The sequence below is a fragment of the Polaribacter sp. R77954 genome, from assembly GCF_044595335.1.
In the GTDB taxonomy this organism is placed as follows: domain Bacteria; phylum Bacteroidota; class Bacteroidia; order Flavobacteriales; family Flavobacteriaceae; genus Polaribacter.
In genome coordinates this window covers 936,668-953,651 of sequence record NZ_CP138992.1, presented here as the reverse complement: position 1 = coordinate 953,651, position 16,984 = coordinate 936,668, and the positions used below count along the sequence as shown (strand labels likewise).

General features: G+C 31.7%; 11 protein-coding genes. 4 read left to right on the top strand and 7 right to left on the bottom strand.

Translation table 11 applies throughout. From position 1 onward, the window contains the following. Nucleotides 1-122 precede the first annotated feature (122 nt). Complete coding sequence (locus SJY27_RS04120) at nt 123-2,528, bottom strand: 3-hydroxyacyl-CoA dehydrogenase/enoyl-CoA hydratase family protein (protein ID WP_397446991.1); 2,406 nt, start codon at nt 2,526-2,528, stop codon at nt 123-125. A gap of 24 nt (nt 2,529-2,552) precedes the next feature. Beyond that, nucleotides 2,553-3,008, bottom strand: coding sequence for a MarR family winged helix-turn-helix transcriptional regulator (locus SJY27_RS04115; protein ID WP_397446990.1), 456 nt, complete (start codon nt 3,006-3,008; stop codon nt 2,553-2,555). Between the two features lie 178 nt (nt 3,009-3,186). On the opposite strand from SJY27_RS04115, the gene SJY27_RS04110 reads away from it, so the two are divergent. The 4 genes from SJY27_RS04110 to SJY27_RS04095 are packed head-to-tail and all read left to right on the top strand — an operon-like array spanning nt 3,187 to nt 7,477. After that, on the top strand, nt 3,187-4,116 hold the full coding sequence (locus tag SJY27_RS04110) for an ABC transporter ATP-binding protein (protein WP_397446989.1): 930 nt from the start codon (nt 3,187-3,189) through the stop codon (nt 4,114-4,116). A gap of 3 nt (nt 4,117-4,119) precedes the next feature. Beyond that, complete coding sequence (locus SJY27_RS04105) at nt 4,120-5,445, top strand: ABC transporter permease (protein ID WP_397446988.1); 1,326 nt, start codon at nt 4,120-4,122, stop codon at nt 5,443-5,445. Further along, nucleotides 5,446-6,303: a mechanosensitive ion channel family protein gene (locus SJY27_RS04100; protein ID WP_397446987.1), complete on the top strand. Its 858-nt coding sequence runs from the start codon at nt 5,446-5,448 to the stop codon at nt 6,301-6,303. It begins immediately after the preceding gene. 10 nt (nt 6,304-6,313) lie between these two features. Next, nucleotides 6,314-7,477, top strand: a complete 1,164-nt coding sequence (locus SJY27_RS04095; protein ID WP_397446986.1) for a sigma-54-dependent transcriptional regulator — start codon at nt 6,314-6,316, stop codon at nt 7,475-7,477. 250 nt (nt 7,478-7,727) lie between these two features. Here the strand turns inward: SJY27_RS04095 and SJY27_RS04090 are convergent, their stop codons facing one another. From SJY27_RS04090 to SJY27_RS04070, 5 genes are all read right to left on the bottom strand, one after another. After that, nucleotides 7,728-8,510, bottom strand: a complete 783-nt coding sequence (locus SJY27_RS04090; RefSeq protein WP_397446985.1) for a pentapeptide repeat-containing protein — start codon at nt 8,508-8,510, stop codon at nt 7,728-7,730. A gap of 326 nt (nt 8,511-8,836) precedes the next feature. Then, nucleotides 8,837-9,640 (bottom strand): helix-turn-helix domain-containing protein, encoded by an 804-nt coding sequence (locus SJY27_RS04085; protein ID WP_397446984.1) that lies wholly within the window; start codon nt 9,638-9,640, stop codon nt 8,837-8,839. Between the two features lie 123 nt (nt 9,641-9,763). Beyond that, on the bottom strand, nt 9,764-13,543 hold the full coding sequence (gene purL, locus SJY27_RS04080) for a phosphoribosylformylglycinamidine synthase (protein WP_397446983.1): 3,780 nt from the start codon (nt 13,541-13,543) through the stop codon (nt 9,764-9,766). Nucleotides 13,544-13,658: 115 nt separating this feature from the next. Next, entirely contained in the window at nt 13,659-14,759 is a 1,101-nt protein-coding gene (locus tag SJY27_RS04075) for an endonuclease (RefSeq protein ID WP_397446982.1), read from the bottom strand. Further along, the gene (locus SJY27_RS04070) at nt 14,760-16,934 is read right to left on the bottom strand and encodes an endonuclease (RefSeq protein ID WP_397446981.1); all 2,175 of its coding nucleotides are present in this window, start codon (nt 16,932-16,934) and stop codon (nt 14,760-14,762) included. Nucleotides 16,935-16,984 lie beyond the last annotated feature (50 nt).

Sequence of the window (16,984 nt, the reverse complement as noted above, 5' to 3'; positions counted from 1 at the left end):
ATCCTATCCCTAACCCTTTCCAAAGGAAAGGGAATTTGTTCGGGTTATTTTTTTAAGTTTTAGACTTCATTTTATATTTTTCCAATTTTAAAGTCTTCCCTTTGGGAAGATTTAGATGGGATTTAGTTACGCAATGGTTTCCCAGTTTTTAACATGTGCTGAATTCTTTCTAACGTTTTTCTTTCAGTACAAAGAGATAAAAATGCTTCGCGTTCTATATCTAATAAATACTGTTCAGAAACTTTAGTTGGCTCAGATAAATCTCCACCTGCCATTACATAAGCCAATTTATTTGCAATTTTTTGATCATGTTCTGAAATAAATCTGCTTGCTTGCATTGAATCAGTAGCAACCATAAAAGCACCTAATGCTTGTTTACCTAAAACTAGCACATCATTACGTTTTATGGGTTGTGTATAACCCGCATTTGCCATTAATAAAGCGTGTTTTTTAGCTTCAGCTATTTGTCTGTCTTTGTTTACAACTACAATGTCTTTTCCTTTTTGTAATAAACCTAAATCGAAAGCTTCATAGGCAGAAGTTGCTACTTTAGCCATACCAATCGTTAAAAAGTACTCTTGTAAAACGTTTAATTGAACATCGCCTTTTCTAAAAGTATCTTGTGCTCTTAGGGCCATTTCTTTTGAACCACCACCACCTGGAATAACACCTACACCAAACTCAACTAAGCCTATATATGTTTCTGCTGCAGCTACTATTTTATCTGCGTGTAAAGAAATTTCGCATCCTCCACCTAAAGCCATTCCATGAGGAGCAGAAATTGTTGGAATTGCAGAATAACGCATGCGCATCATGGTATCTTGAAAATATTTGATAGCCATATTCAACTCGTCATATTCTTGTTCTACAGCCATCATAAAAATCATACCAATATTGGCACCAACAGAAAAGTTTGCAGCTTGATTACCAACAACCAATCCTTGGTAATTTTTCTCAGCTAAATCAATTGCTTTATTAATTGCAGCTAAAACATCACCACCAATCGTATTCATTTTAGATTGGAATTCTAAATTGATAATTCCATCACCTAAATCTTCAATTACTGCACCAGAATTTTTCCAAACTTCGTTTGATTTTCTGATGTTATCTAAAATGATAAATGCATCTTGTCCTGGTTTCTTAACTTGACTTGCAGTAGGAATGTCATAATAAAAAGTAGCTCCTTCTTTTACTGAATAGAAAGATGTTTCTCCTTTTGCTAACATTTCAGTAACCCAAGAAGCAATTTCATGTCCTTCAGCTTTCATTAATTCTATACCTTTGGCAACACCAATAGCATCCCAAATTTGGAAAGGGCCATGTTCCCAGCCAAAACCAGCTCTTAAACCATCATCAATTCTGTATAATTCGTCAGAAATTTCAGGGATTCTATTTTGTACATAAGCAAACATTGCAGCAAAAGATTTGCGGTAAAATTCACCAGCCTTATCTTTACCTGCAACTAAAACTTTAAATCTGTCAGCTACATTATCAATCGTTTTCGTAAGTTCTAAAGTTGCAAATTTTGCACGTTTTTTCTCTCTATATTCTAAAGTGTTTAAGTCTAATGATAAGATATTTTTTTTACCATTAGCATCTTTTGTCATTTTGTAAAAACCTTGTTTGGTTTTACTTCCTAACATTTTGTTTTCCATCATGTGGTTTACAAAATCAGGAATTACAAACTGATCTCTCATTTCATCTTCAGGACAGTTGTCTTTTACTCCATTTGCTGTATGCACTAAAGTATCTAAACCAACAACATCAATTGTTCTAAATGTAGCAGATTTTGGACGACCAATTACTGGGCCAGTTAATTTATCTACCTCTTCAATCGTTAAATCCATCTCTTTAACAACATGGAATAAACTCATAATGCCAAAGATTCCGATTCTATTTCCAATAAATGCTGGAGTGTCTTTTGCTAAAACCGAAGTTTTTCCTAAAAATTTATCACCATACATCATTAAGAAATCGGTAACTTCTTGTGTACAGTTTGGTCCTGGAACCACTTCAAAAAGTTTTAAATATCTAGGTGGATTAAAAAAGTGAGTTACAGCAAAGTGCTTTTGGAAATCTTCACTTCTTCCTTCATTCATAAATTTTATAGGAATACCAGAAGTGTTAGAAGTAATTAAAGTACCTGGAGTTCTATATTTTTCGATTTTTTCGAATACAGATTTTTTAATATCTAAACGTTCTATAACAACCTCCATTACCCAATCTACATCTTTAATTAAATGTAAATCATCTTCTAAATTACCTGTTGTAATTCTTTCTGCAAATTTTGCACTATAAATAGGAGAGGGTTTTGATTTTAAAGATGTGGTTAATGCATCATTTACCAAACGATTACGAACTACTTTATCTTCTAATGTAAGTCCTTTTGCTTTTTCAGTATCGTTTAATTCTCTTGGAACAATATCCAATAAAAGAACTTCTACGCCAATATTTGCAAAGTGACAAGCAATACCAGAACCCATAATACCAGATCCAATAATTGCTACTTTTTTAATTCTTCTTGTCATTTGTTTATAGTTTTTTTGTACTCTTTATTTATTTTGATGAATGCTATCAAAAATTTTCTTTTCGGCAATTAACGTGTTTATCGTGTTCATTACTTTAAAAAATGAATCTAACTCGTTTTGATTCACATACTCTCTTACAATATTGTTAAATTGATAAACGTGACCTTTAGAAATTTTGCGCATTTCTTTGCCATAATCCGTCAATTTTATAATAACGCTTCTACCATCATCTGGATTTTTTTCTCTACAAATAGCTCCTTTTTCTTCCATATTTTTTAATATGCGCGAAAGGCTAGTAGGTTCCATACCCATTAATGGGCCTAATGCAGTTGATGGAGTTCCGTTTATTTTATCAATTGTTAATAGCACAAAAGCAGTAGCCATAGTACTATCATGCTTGGCAGCCTGCTCATTATACATTTTTGCAACTGCTTGCCATGTTGCCCTTAGTTGATGATCTATTGAGATATTTTTATCCATTGTGCCAAAGATATAAAAATTTACTATGCACGCATAGTAAATGTAATAAAAGTTATGCGTGCATAGTAAATTTAACATTTTATTTAAATTGTAACGTTTTACACGATTGCTACACTAATATTTTTAAATTAACTAAATTTGTAAGGATTGAACTATCAATTAAAAATCAACAGAATCAATGAATAATTTACTAGAAATAAATAACGTCTTTAAAAACTATGGAGATTTTAGAGCCTTAAATGATGTATCTATCCATATACCAAAAGGAAGTGTTTATGGTTTATTGGGGCCAAATGGGGCAGGAAAAACTTCATTAATAAGAATAATTAACCAAATAACCATGGCAGATGCTGGATCGATTTTGTTAGATGGAGAAACGCTTGCACCAAAACATACAGCAGATATTGGGTATTTGCCAGAAGAACGTGGTTTATACAAGTCTATGAAAGTTGGTGAGCAAGCTTTGTATTTGGCACAATTAAAAGGGTTAAGTAAATCTGAAGCTAAAAAAAGATTAAAATACTGGTTTGAAAAGTTTGATATTTCTGCTTGGTGGGGAAAGAAAATTGAAGAACTTTCTAAAGGAATGGCACAGAAAGTACAATTTATTGTTACTGTAATGCACAATCCTAAATTATTAATTTTTGATGAACCTTTTTCGGGTTTTGATCCTATAAACGCACAATTAATTGCTAAAGAAATTTTACAATTAAGAGATGAAGGAGCTACCATTATTTTTTCTACGCACAGAATGGAGTCTGTAGAAGAAATGTGTGATGAGATTGCTTTGATCAATAAATCGAATTTAATTTTAGATGGTAAATTAAACGATATCAAACGCCAGTTTAGAACTCATACATTTCAAGTGGGGTTAAACACTGCAAATCCGAATGAAGTTCAAATGCAATTAAAAGCAAATTTCGAGGTTTTTCCTGCAGATTTTAATCTATTAGGAAATGAGTTGACCATGAATGTAAAATTGGGTAAAACAGATACTGCTAACAATTTGTTATCTTTTTTAACCAGTAGAGGAGAGGTACAACATTTTGTAGAATTGATACCTAGTGCAAACGATATATTTATACAAGCCGTAAATAAAAATAGTTAAGTAATGAGTAAGTTAAAATTAATTATACAAAGAGAGTTTATTGCAAAGGTTCGTAATAAATCGTTTATAGTAATGACTTTTTTGAGCCCGCTAATTATGGTAGGTATGGGTGCTTTGGTTTATTTTTTGATGAAAAAAAATGACGAAAAAGTAAAAGAAATTGTTTATGTAGATCATTCAGGCTTGTTCTCTAAAGAAGATTTTAAAAATACAAAAACGATTCATTATCAAGATTTTACTGCTTTGGGTGTAGCAGAAACCAAACAAAAGGTAGAAGAAGGTAACCATTATGGAGCTTTAATTATTCCTAAACAAGATAGTTTAGAAATTTTAGCAAAATCTATTGAGTTTTACTCTAAAGATTCTCCAGGCTTATCTGTAATGAATACTCTAGAGAATAAGATAGAACAAAAAATTAGAAATCAAAAATTGAATAACTTTGGTATAGATATCAATAAAATTAACGCCTCAAGAATTCAGTCTGATATTAAAATGTATAACTTTTCTGGCGAAGAATCTTCCAAACTCATTAACGGTTTAAAAATTGGAGTTGGCGCAATTGCAGGTTATTTATTAATGATGTTTGTAATCATTTATGGCTCTTCTGTAATGCGAAGTGTAATAGAAGAAAAAACAAGTAGAATTATAGAGGTTATAGTATCATCAGTAAAACCTTTTCAACTAATGTTAGGTAAAATTATTGGTAATGCATCAGCAGGTTTGTTGCAGTTTTTTATCTGGGGTATTTTACTATTTATCATTTCTACAGTAGCTTCCTCTATTTTTGGAATTGACATGGTAGAAATGCAAACTGCTAAATTACCAGCAGAACAATTAGAGGCTGCAAAACAGGCAGCTGGAGGTGATAAAATGCAGTTAGTTATTCAAGAAATTTTAAGATTACCTATTTTAAAAATGTTTCTTTTATTTATTTTTTACTTTTTAGGAGGGTATATGTTATACAGTTCTTTGTTTGCTGCTGTGGGTGCAGCTGTAGATAATGAAACAGATACGCAACAATTTATGTTACCAATAATGATACCTTTAATATTAGGGGTTTATGTAGGTTTTGCTACTGTAATTAACGATCCTCATGGACCTATTTCTGTTGCTTTTTCTTATATTCCACTAACAAGCCCAATTGTAATGTTAATGCGAGTGCCTTTTGGTGTTTCTTGGTACGAGTTAGCAATATCAATGACCTTGTTGGTAGTGACTTTTGTTTTTATGGTTTGGTTAGCAGCTAAAATATACAGAGTAGGAATTTTAATGTATGGTAAAAAACCAACGTATAAAGATTTATACAAATGGTTAAAATACAAAGGCTAAATGCAAGACACAATTGATAAAGTAACAGATTCTATTGTAGAAGAAGCAACCTCTATTTTAGATTATACTTTTGTTTTTAGTAAAGAGATCTCTTTAACTGTTAAGGGGTTAATCTTTATTGTTTTGGCACTTATTGTAACTTCTTTTGTTTTAAAATTATCAAGAAGGTTTATTACAAGAAATATGCCCGAAAACAATAAACAAAAATTTGTTACTGTTTTTGGCTATATCAGGTGGTTTGTGTTTTTAATTATTTTATTAGTTGCTATGAATGCTTCAGGTGTAGATGTAACAGCCGTTTTTGCTGCTTCTGCTGCATTATTGATTGGTGTTGGTTTGGCACTACAAACACTTTTTCAAGATATTTTGTCGGGTATTTTTATTTTAGTAGATCAATCTGTGCATGTAGGAGATATTATTGAGCTTGAAGGAAAAGTTGGCAGGGTTTTGGATATACGTTTAAGAACAACAAGAGCTGTAACTATTGATAATAAGGTTTTAGTAATACCAAATCATTTGTATTTAACTAATATTTTATTCAATTGGACAGAAAATGGAACTGAAACAAGAGAGGTTGTTGATGTTGGAGTAGCTTACGGTACTGATGTAGAATTGGTAAAGAAAATTTTGCTTGATATTGCAAAAGCACAACCATCGGTTTTAGAGAGTCCTCCACCAGCTGTTTTGTTTACAGATTTTGCAGAAAGTTCACTCAATTTTAGAGTTGCTTTTACATTAAATAACAGTTTTGAAGTACGTTTTACACAAAGTAATATCCGTTTTGAAATTGATAAAAAATTTAGAGAAAATAATATTTCAATACCATTTCCTCAAAGAGATGTTCACCTTATAAAATAGAAAGAATAATATGTCGAAAATTTTAATCATTGAAGACGAAGCCGCAATTAGAAGAGTATTAACCAAAATTATATCCGAAGAAAATGATTCCTATCATGTAGAGCAAGCTGAAGATGGTTTGGTTGGCATCGAAATGATAAAAAATAACGATTACGATTTGGTTTTGTGTGATATAAAAATGCCAAAAATGGATGGTGTTGAGGTGTTAGAAAAAGCAAAAAAAATAAAACCAGAAGTACCCATTGTTATGATTTCTGGCCATGGAGATTTAGATACTGCAGTAAATACAATGCGTTTAGGCGCTTTTGATTATATTTCTAAACCACCAGATTTAAATCGTCTTTTAAATACGGTTAGAAATGCTTTAGATAGAAAAGTGTTGGTGGTAGAAAATAAAAGACTAAAGAAAAAAGTAAGTAAAAATTATGAAATGATTGGTGAGAGTCAGAGTATTAATCACATTAAAGAAATCATTGAAAAAGTTGCGGCTACAGATGCTAGAGTTTTAATTACTGGGCCAAATGGAACAGGAAAAGAGTTGGTAGCACATTGGTTGCATGAAAAATCTGATCGTGTAAAAGCACCAATGATTGAGGTGAATTGTGCTGCAATTCCATCAGAACTAATAGAAAGCGAATTATTTGGTCATGTAAAAGGATCATTTACAGGGGCAAATAAAGACAGAGCAGGAAAGTTTGAAGCCGCAAATGGAGGTACTATTTTTTTAGATGAAATAGGTGATATGAGCCTTTCTGCACAAGCAAAAGTGTTGCGTGCTTTACAAGAAAACAGAATATCTAGAGTAGGTTCTGATAAAGATATTAAAGTTAATGTTAGAGTAATTGCTGCCACTAATAAAGATTTGAAAACAGAAATTGCAGAAGGCAGATTTAGAGAAGATTTGTACCACAGATTGGCAGTAATTTTAATAAAAGTTCCTGCTCTAAATGATCGAAGAGAAGATATTCCGTTATTAGTAGATTTTTTCACCACAAAAATATCTCAAGAACAAGGTACACCACAAAAAACATTTTCTGATGAAGCCATTGAACTGTTACAGAAATATGATTGGACAGGAAACATAAGAGAACTAAGAAATGTTGTGGAACGCTTAATTATTTTGGGCGAAAAACAAGTTTCTGGAAATGATGTAAAATTGTTTGCGAGCAAGTAATTGCACAATTTTAAAAGGATACAATTCTAAAAAAGTTTACCTACTTAAAACAAGATGGTTATCGCCAGTTTCACTATAAGTTATTTAATTTATAGTGATTTGTTTTACCATAATTTTAATAATTAAAGTAACTAAATTATCAACAGTTGAAGTATAATTCGTTAAACACATCAGAAATGGTTATTAAATGATAATATACGTTAACCTACCTTAATTAAACTAAAATACTACATGTAACTAAAAGGTAAGCTTAATTTCTGCTTTCTAGAAGATATTTATTGAAGCTTTTTCCATTAATTTGGGTGTACTTTGAATCAATTTCATAGTCCACATTCATTTTGCTGATATTAAATTCACCTAAAACCTTCATATATTTTATATTCAAATCTTCTTCAAAATTCGTATTGTTAAAAGAAACACCATCGTTGAACTGTGTGTATTTAAAAACTGCTGAGTCTTCAAAAATTGAATTTGCAAAACTTACGTTGTTCTTAAATTTAGCATATTTAAAAGTAGACCTTTCAGTAAATTTTGTGTTTTGAAAACTACTAGCGCTCATAAACTCTGCCCATTTAAATGTGTTATCATCACCAAAAGTAGCACCAGAAAAATCCGTATTTTTTTCAAAACGAGAATATTTAAACATTGCTTTTCCTTTAAAATCACAATTTTTAAACTTTACATTATTGTCGAAGTTTGCGGTAAAAGTATAGCCAGAATCTTCGTCAGGTATGTATGCTAAGACATCATCTTTAAAAATACAATTTGTAAATGAGATACTAACTTTAATTGTTTTTTTTATAAGATTATTGTTATTGGTATTCCACCAACTAGTTTTCTTTTTTCTAGGTAGTTTTTCTAAAGCGTCATCCATGTAAGTAAAATCTAAAGTACCAACAATAGTTGCATTTTGAAAAGAGACAGTTTTACCTGCTTTGATACTTTTCATAATATCAGAAGCTTCTATGGTATTTTGTGCAAAAAAAGTAAGCGAAAAAAAAAGAAAGGCTGTAAATATAATTTTAGATTTCATTTTGTAGTTTTTGTGTTTTTAATAAAGACAAGTACAAAATAAATATGTGACAGTTTAAAAAAAAAGAGCTAATATAAAATTAGCTCTCTCCGTTAATTATTAGTTTCCCCCAAAACTTATATAATTATACAACAAAAATAACATTATATTTTAGATGTAAAAGGTAAAAAATCGTAAATTTTACATCAAATAATCATTTTATAAATACTGTTATATTTAGGTTGTAAAATAAATTATAGATAGTAATAAGGTTTTATTTTTACGATTTCTCTAAAATTATTAACTTAAAAACAATATAAGTTTTCAGTTTACAAATAGTTAAAATACTATTGTAAGTATTTTTTTATAAGCGGATAATTTTTTTTAAAATACGCATTTGGGGTTTTATTTAAAAAGCGTTTAAAGTCTTTTTTTAGGTGAGATTCGTCATAATAATTGTAATCATACATTAACGTTTTAAGGTCAATTGTACCAGTTTCGTATTTTTTCATCAGAGAGGTAAAACGTACTAACCTAATATATCTACCAGGTGTAAAGCCAATGATTTTTTTAAATTTAGTTTCTAATGTTTTTTGGCTAAAAGGGATCACGTTTAACAAATCGCTAATTTGAAGCATACCCTCTTTTTTAAGAATTAAGTGAATAGCTTTGTCAATTTCTTTAACATCTTTGCCATTATATAACTCTAAACTTTCTAAAAAATCTAACATTTTTTTGATAAACAAATCTTCATCATTTTGATACATCAAAAAAATATCTAGAAATTTTTTTGATTTCTTTTTATCAATGGTAGAGAGTTTAATATGTTTATTACTAATCGTAGAAGCATCAGTTTTAAAGATTTTATAAAATGCAGTAGGATGAAATTCAATACCACAAATTAACCCTTCATTTTTCATCATAAAATCGTAAGCCCGATAATGTTGGCCAGTAATAATCAAACCTTTTAATTTTTGCTTAGCGTCTTTAGTAATTGATATTTTACGTTCATTATAAATATAAGTTAATGTAGGAAAACCTATAGGTATAATAACAGATTTAAAAGGCAAACTTTCTTTAGAAAAAGAAAGTTTAAATAATCTATTTGTTAAATTATTTTTGTCTTTTAACTCAAAATAGTTCAAATTCATTTAGATGAGGGAGATTAGTGAATTTAAATGTATTGAAACATAAAGACTATCAACACCTAACGTCGTTTAAAGTCAGTTAGGTGTAGACGAAATGCACGTTTAGTCAGAAGTTTAGTTTTAAATTTATTTATTTTCAATCCAAATTCTAGCATTAATAAACGCTTCTAGCCAAGGAGAAACTTCATCTTTTCTACCTTTAGGGTAGTTGGCCCAGTTCCATTGAAAAATAGAACGTTCAATATGTGGCATTGTTACCAAATGTCTACCAGTTGTATCACAAAGCATGGCAGTGTTAAAATCTGAACCATTAGGATTATTAGGATAGCCTTCATAACCGTATTTAGCTACAATATTGTAGTTTTTTTCAGCTTCTGGTAACTTAAATTTTCCTTCTCCATGAGAAATCCAAACCCCTAGTTCTGTTCCTGCTAAACTAGATAACATCACAGAATTGTTTTCTTGAACTTTCACAGAAGTAAAAGAACTTTCGTGCTTTTGAGAATTATTATGAACCATTTTTCCATGAACTTCGTGTTCTGGATTGATAAGTTCTAATTCCATAAACAACTGACATCCATTACAAATTCCTACTGATAAAGTATCTTCTCTATCAAAGAAATTTTGCAAAGCTTTATTGGCTTTTTCATTGTATAAAAATGCTCCTGCCCAACCTTTTGCAGAGCCTAAAACATCAGAATTAGAAAAACCACCTACAGCACCAATAAATTGGATGTCTTCTAAAGTTTCACGACCAGAAATTAAATCGGTCATGTGTACGTCTTTTACATCAAAACCCGCTAAATACATTGCATTTGCCATTTCACGTTCTGAGTTAGAACCTTTTTCTCTGATGATGGCAGCTTTTGGACGAATGTTTTTCTTGTCATTTCGACCTTGTGGAGAAATCTCATTTTTGTTGAGATTCTTCGACTTCGTTTCACTTCGCTCAGAATGACAAGAATCAACAATATCTTGTAATTTACCCGTAAAATTTTCTGGGAATTTATAGGTTAAAGGTTGATTTTTATAATTGTCAAACCTGTCTTGAGCTAAATTATTAGCGGTTTGTTTTTGATCTAATAAGAACGATGTTTTGTACCAAACATCTCTCAGTTCAGCAACATCAAAAGAGAAGTTGTCTTCGTTGTTTTTGATGTTTACAATTCCTGAAGAATTTGCTGTTCCAATCGTGAAAAAATCAATGTTATTTTCTGATAAAATTGTTTCTACAGAAGCATCTGCTTGAAAAACAATTCCTGTATTTTCTGAGAACAATACTTTTATAGCATCTTCTTCATGTAAAGAAGTAATATCAAAATCTGCTCCTAAATTTACATCAGCAAAACACATTTCTAGTAACGTTGTAATCAATCCACCAGAAGCCACATCATGACCTGCAGTAACTTTATCTTCCTTAATTAAATTTTGAATGGTATTGAACACTGTTTTTACAAAAGATGCATTTTTTACATCTGGAGCCTCATTACCAATGGTGTTTAATACTTGATTGAAAGAACTTCCTCCTAATTTAAAATCATCTTGAGAAATGTTGATGTAGTAAATATTTCCTCCATCAACTTGTAAAAGAGGTTCAACAACTTTAGTGATTTCGTTACAGTTTCCTGCTGCAGAAATAATTACAGTTCCTGGAGAAATTACATCTCCATCAGGATATTTTTGTTTCATTGATAACGAATCTTTTCCTGTTGGAACATTGATGCCTAAATCAATAGAAAACTCTGAAACTGCTTTGACAGCTTTGTATAAACGTGCATCTTCACCTTCATTTTTACAAGGCCACATCCAATTTGCTGATAAAGAAATTGAATTTAAATTATCTTTTAAAGGTGCCCAAATAATGTTGGTTAAACTTTCTGTAATTGCATTTCTACTTCCTGCTTCAGGGTTAATTAATGCAGCAATAGGAGCGTGCCCAATTGAAGTAGCAACACCTTCTTTTCCATTATAATCTAAAGCCATAACTCCGACATTATTTAACGGAATTTGTAAAGGCCCCACACATTGTTGTTTGGCAACTTTACCACCTACACATCTGTCTACTTTATTGGTCAACCAATCTTTACAAGCCACAGCTTCAAGTTGTAAAACTTGCTCTAAATAGATTTTTAAATTCTTGGTTTTATAACGTGGGTTTTTATATTTTCTGATGACAGTTTTGTCTGTCATTATTGTTTTTGGTGATGAACCAAACATATCTTCCATAGCCAAATCCATAGGTTTGGCACCATTGGTTTTTGATTCAAATGTAAAACGATTATCACCTGTAACATCACCAACAGTATACATTGGCGATCGCTCGCGTTCTGCAATTTTCTGTAAAGTTGCTGTATGTTTTTCGGCAATCACTAATCCCATTCTTTCTTGAGATTCGTTACCAATTATTTCTTTAGAAGATAAGGTAGGATCACCAACAGGTAATTTATCTAAATCTATTTTACCACCTGTATCTTCAACCAATTCAGATAAGCAATTTAAATGACCACCTGCACCATGATCGTGAATAGAAACAATAAAGTTTTCATCACTTTCTACCATTCCACGAACCGCATTTGCAGCACGTTTTTGCATTTCTGGATTTGATCTTTGAACTGCATTTAACTCAATTCCTGATGCAAATTCTCCAGTATCAGCAGAAGAAACTGCAGCACCACCCATACCAATTCTGTAATTTTCTCCACCCAGAATTACAATTTTATCACCTTCTTTTGGGGTGTCTTTTAAAGCTTGTGCTGCTTTTCCATACCCAATTCCACCAGCTTGCATAATTACTTTATCAAACCCTAATTTTCTTGCAGCAGCAGTGCTAGAAGCTGCATTTTCTTTATGTTCAAAAGTTAAAACAGAACCAACAATTAAAGGTTGACCGAATTTATTTCCAAAATCTGAAGCTCCATTAGAGGCTTTGATTAAAATATCCATAGGAGTTTGGTATAACCAATCTCTTGCTTCAAATTTTTGTTCCCAAGGACGGTTTTCTTCTAAACGAGAATACGAAGTCATATAAACTGCTGTACCTGCCAAAGGCAAAGAACCTTTTCCACCAGCCAATCTGTCTCTAATTTCTCCTCCAGAACCAGTTGCAGCGCCATTAAAAGGCTCTACAGTTGTAGGGAAATTATGTGTTTCTGCTTTTAATGAAATTACAGATTCAAAATCTTTAGTTTCGTAAAAGTCTGGTTTGTCTGCTGTTTTAGGTGCAAACTGCTCCACTTTTGGACCTTTTACAAAGGCAACATTATCTTTATAAGCAGAAACAATATCGTTAGGATTTTGTTTAGATGTTTCCTTAATCAATTTAAATAAAGAAGTTGGCATTTCTTCTCCATCAATTACAAAAGTTCCGTTAAATATTTTATGTCTGCAGTGTTCTGAATTGACTTGGCTAAACCCGAAAACTTCAGAATCTGTTAATTTTCTTCCTATTTTTTTTGCTACACCTTCTAAGTAAGCTACCTCTTCATCACTTAAAGACAAGCCTTCTTGGGCATTGTATGCAGCAATATCATCAATGTCTAAAATAGATTCTGGTTGAATGTTAATGGTAAAAGTATCTTGGTGTAACCCATTGAATTTTTCAGAAATCATAGGGTCAAAATCTGAAAAATCTGCTGAACAACTCGTAAATTCTTCAATTCTAATGATGTCAGAGATGCCCATGTTTTGCGTAATTTCTACTGCATTGGTACTCCAAGGAGTAATCATTGCTGCTCTTGGGCCAATAAAAAAAGCGTCTAAAGACGCTGCATTTATTTTAGGAGCACCTGAAACAAGTTCAGGACTTTGAAATAACCAAGTTAATTTAGAAATAGTTTCTGTAGATAATTCTTTTGTTGTTTGAACCGCAAATACTTTGCTGTTTTTGTTTCCAAAGAAATGAATCATTATAAGTTGTGTTTGCAAATTGTTGTAAAAATGCAAATTTACTTTTTTGATTTTAATTTGAAGCATAAAAAAACTCTCAAAAATTGAGAGTTTTTTAAGAAGGTTATCAACATTATTAATTAATGATTACTTTTTTAGTAATATTTGTAGCGTTGCTATTCAATTTTAATAAATACACGCCACTTTTTAAATCTGTTATTGTAATCTTTTGTTGGTATAAAGTAGGGTTTTTAGCCTCGTAAATTTTAGTACCAATAATGGCGTATAACTTAATGGAAGTGATTTCTAATCCATTGGGTATCTCAACCGTTATTTTTTTAGTGGTGGACGGATTTGGGTAAATTTTTACATGTGTTAACAAGGCGATATTGTTGGTAGACAATATACTACCCCAAATTTGAGAAACAAATTCAGGATGATCTATAAACGGATTTCTGTTGCCTTGAAACTTAAAAGCTTCATTATTCCTTACAATTTCTCTGTTGCTTACAGGGTCATTGATATGCCATTTGTACAATAATTTAAGGTACCAATCTTCGTAAACTTGGTTATTAGACCCGTTTAAAGGATTACTATTGGAAGAATTAGGATTATCCCAAGAGCTATTTGTTACTTCATCTTCATAACGTGTGGCAAAATAAAATAGCATTCTTGCAATATCACCCTTAAATTCATCAATAGGTTCAAAAACAGTACCAGAAAAAGTGCCAAAAGTATTACTACCTACTTTAGAACCGTTGTTTGAGGTCCAACTTGCAGTAGCCACTTCACCAAATGGATAATTACTTCTTCGTCCATTTACATAGCCATCAGAAGGTACTACATGATGTATATCTGTTCTCATCGGACTTTGACTATTAAAAAAACCTTGCGGAAAAATATGTTCTCTATTATAACAATCATTCTCTGAATTGTAGTTACCACAATTTCTAGAGCCATGTTGATAGTTGTAAGAATCTGCACCATTAGGATTTTCTGAATACATGTCTAAGACCGAATTGTCGTTTTCATAAAAACTGTCGGTATCTGAGGTTTCGTAAGCATCATATAAAGCACCATACCCTTGATCAATATGCCCATTAGAGATGATGTTTTTTAGTTGTGTTTTTAAAGTGTAGCCACTTCCGGTTGCAGTATTATAATAACCAGTTGGTGTTTGAGAAAACCCAATAGAAACAATACAAAGTAGCCCTAAAATAAGTAATTTTAATTTCATTTATTTTTTGATAAACTTGGTCGTATAAATTTGATGATCTACAGCAAATTTAAGGATATATATTCCTTTCGATAGTTTTTGAATGTTAATTTCTTTTGATGGATTTGCTAGATGTAAAACCTGTTTTCCTAATATATCAACAATACTAATATTTTGAATTGAATTGTTATTCGTGTTTTGAATTTTAATAAAATTACTTGCGGGATTTGGATAAAACTTAATGCCTTCTGTATTAAACTGATCTGCAGAAAGTACAATTGCACTATGTTTTCCAAAATCATCTACAGTATCTTTAGGGTAAACATCCCATTCATTGTCAATATCAAAAGCTGTATTTGGTTGAGATACTCCTTTTTTTCTTCGTAAAGTTTTGTCTTTCGCAAAGTTAGATGAACCACCATTGTAGGTACCTATAATATCAATTAAAACTCCGTTTTTAAACAAACCTACAGGGTCGTTTCCATTAAAGTTAATGGGTGCTCCAAAATTTGTATCTCCATCATGCACTCTAATATAATCAGCATTATCAATTAAAAATTTACCAGCTATAGCCACATTTGGGTCTGAAGAAGAAGAAGATTCTCCTGCAGCTTCATTTGCTATGGCGAAAACCTCTTGCGAATTTATAGTGCCAGAAAGCACCAATTCCCATTCCCATTCAGCGCCATTTAAACCGCCATTTGATTGTCTTTTTAGGCTATAATTACTTAAATCGATAGCGTTAGCTGTTAAGTTTACAATTTCTAATGCTTTAAGGTTAGAGGAGCCTTCTATATATTCAGAAAAAAACAATTCATTGGCTGTAGTTGTAGAGCCGTTTGTGGTGGTTGCATTTACAGCAGTACTTAATGCAGAGCTATTGCCTACTGCATCTTTTGCCAAAACTTGTACAGAATAGGTAGTAGATGTGGTTAAATTGGCAAAGGTAAATGTAGTTTCTGTGGTAGTAGCAATAAAGTTAGTATCTAGATAAACATCATACCCTGTAACACCAGAATTGTCTGTAGAGGCATCCCAAGAAGCTTTAAAAGAGATACCAGTTTCATTACTAATAACAATATTTGTTGGTACAGATGGCGCTTCTGAATCTAATAAAGTGGTTACGTTTTCGGCATTGCTTTGTGCTGATGCATTGTTTGCAATATCTTTAGCTGTAATTGTAAAAGAATAATTTGTGTTAGAGTTTAAACCCGTAATTGTGGTAAAAGTATTAGATGTGTTCTTTACTAAATTTCCATCAATGTAAACATCATAACTTGTAACTGTAACATTGTCTGTAGCAGGCGTCCAAGCAACATCAACAGAAAAAGTAGTGATATTTGAAAAAGTAATATTTGTGGGCACAGTTGGCGCTTCTGTATCTGAACTAGTGTAAATACCCCAAGTATCTTCTGCAGGTGTACCACCCCAAATTCTTGTCGCTAAAATGGGGTTGTCTATAAACGGATTACGATTTCCTTGTGCATTTTGGTTGGCTGTATTTTCATGATAGGTATTTCGTTGTCTTTCAAAATCAGAAACAGGATCTTCTGCATTCCATTTTAAAAATAAATCTATCATATCATCTGGGGTAGAGGAGTTATCGCCAATACCAATGTTGGTAGGTAAACATCTATCATCATAACGTACATACATGTACATCATCATTCTGGCAACATCCCCTTTCCATTCATCACCTGGATACCAACCAGCATTTGCTTGCGCGCCAGAATTTCCTGTACCCTCTGTAAATTTTCTATTATTTCTAGATGAGTTTCGTTGCGCATCTGCAGGTCTTAAATGATGGGCATCAGAACCTGGCCCAGAATCGGAAAGTGCAGGAGTCCCTAAAGATTGCGAATACACGTGTTCTCTATTCCAATTGCCAGAAGAACCGCCATTATTATCAATTCCTCTAGTTCTATCATTGGTAACATCACTATCTGTTCCGTTTTCAAAACCATAAATTAACAATACTTCTTGCGTATTGTTTGGATTAACATCTGTAGCTTTACTAGCATCCCAAACTTGGTCGTAAAACAAAAATTGAGTGTGTGTACTAATAATTTTAGTAGCCAAAGCTTCTTTTAAGCTTATGCCAGTTAGGTTTAAATTAACATCATTATAATAGGCTTGTTGGCTGTATAAAAATGTTGTGAAAGTTAAGGTAAGTAGAAACGTAATTTTTTTGTACATAAATTGTTTTTTTTACAGTTTCTTTTTCAAGTATTTTTAAATTTTACAAA

Bases quoted from the DNA above. Each gene is read 5' to 3' on its own strand.
- SJY27_RS04070 (WP_397446981.1), bottom strand. From the start codon at position 16,934: ATGTACAAAAAAATTACGTTTCTACTTACCTTAACTTTCACAACATTT.
- SJY27_RS04075 (WP_397446982.1), bottom strand. From the start codon at position 14,759: ATGAAATTAAAATTACTTATTTTAGGGCTACTTTGTATTGTTTCTATT.
- SJY27_RS04095 (WP_397446986.1), top strand. From the start codon at position 6,314: ATGTCGAAAATTTTAATCATTGAAGACGAAGCCGCAATTAGAAGAGTA.
- purL (WP_397446983.1), bottom strand. From the start codon at position 13,543: ATGATTCATTTCTTTGGAAACAAAAACAGCAAAGTATTTGCGGTTCAA.
- SJY27_RS04105 (WP_397446988.1), top strand. From the start codon at position 4,120: ATGAGTAAGTTAAAATTAATTATACAAAGAGAGTTTATTGCAAAGGTT.
- SJY27_RS04090 (WP_397446985.1), bottom strand. From the start codon at position 8,510: ATGAAATCTAAAATTATATTTACAGCCTTTCTTTTTTTTTCGCTTACT.
- SJY27_RS04085 (WP_397446984.1), bottom strand. From the start codon at position 9,640: ATGAATTTGAACTATTTTGAGTTAAAAGACAAAAATAATTTAACAAAT.
- SJY27_RS04110 (WP_397446989.1), top strand. From the start codon at position 3,187: ATGAATAATTTACTAGAAATAAATAACGTCTTTAAAAACTATGGAGAT.
- SJY27_RS04120 (WP_397446991.1), bottom strand. From the start codon at position 2,528: ATGACAAGAAGAATTAAAAAAGTAGCAATTATTGGATCTGGTATTATG.
- SJY27_RS04100 (WP_397446987.1), top strand. From the start codon at position 5,446: ATGCAAGACACAATTGATAAAGTAACAGATTCTATTGTAGAAGAAGCA.
- SJY27_RS04115 (WP_397446990.1), bottom strand. From the start codon at position 3,008: ATGGATAAAAATATCTCAATAGATCATCAACTAAGGGCAACATGGCAA.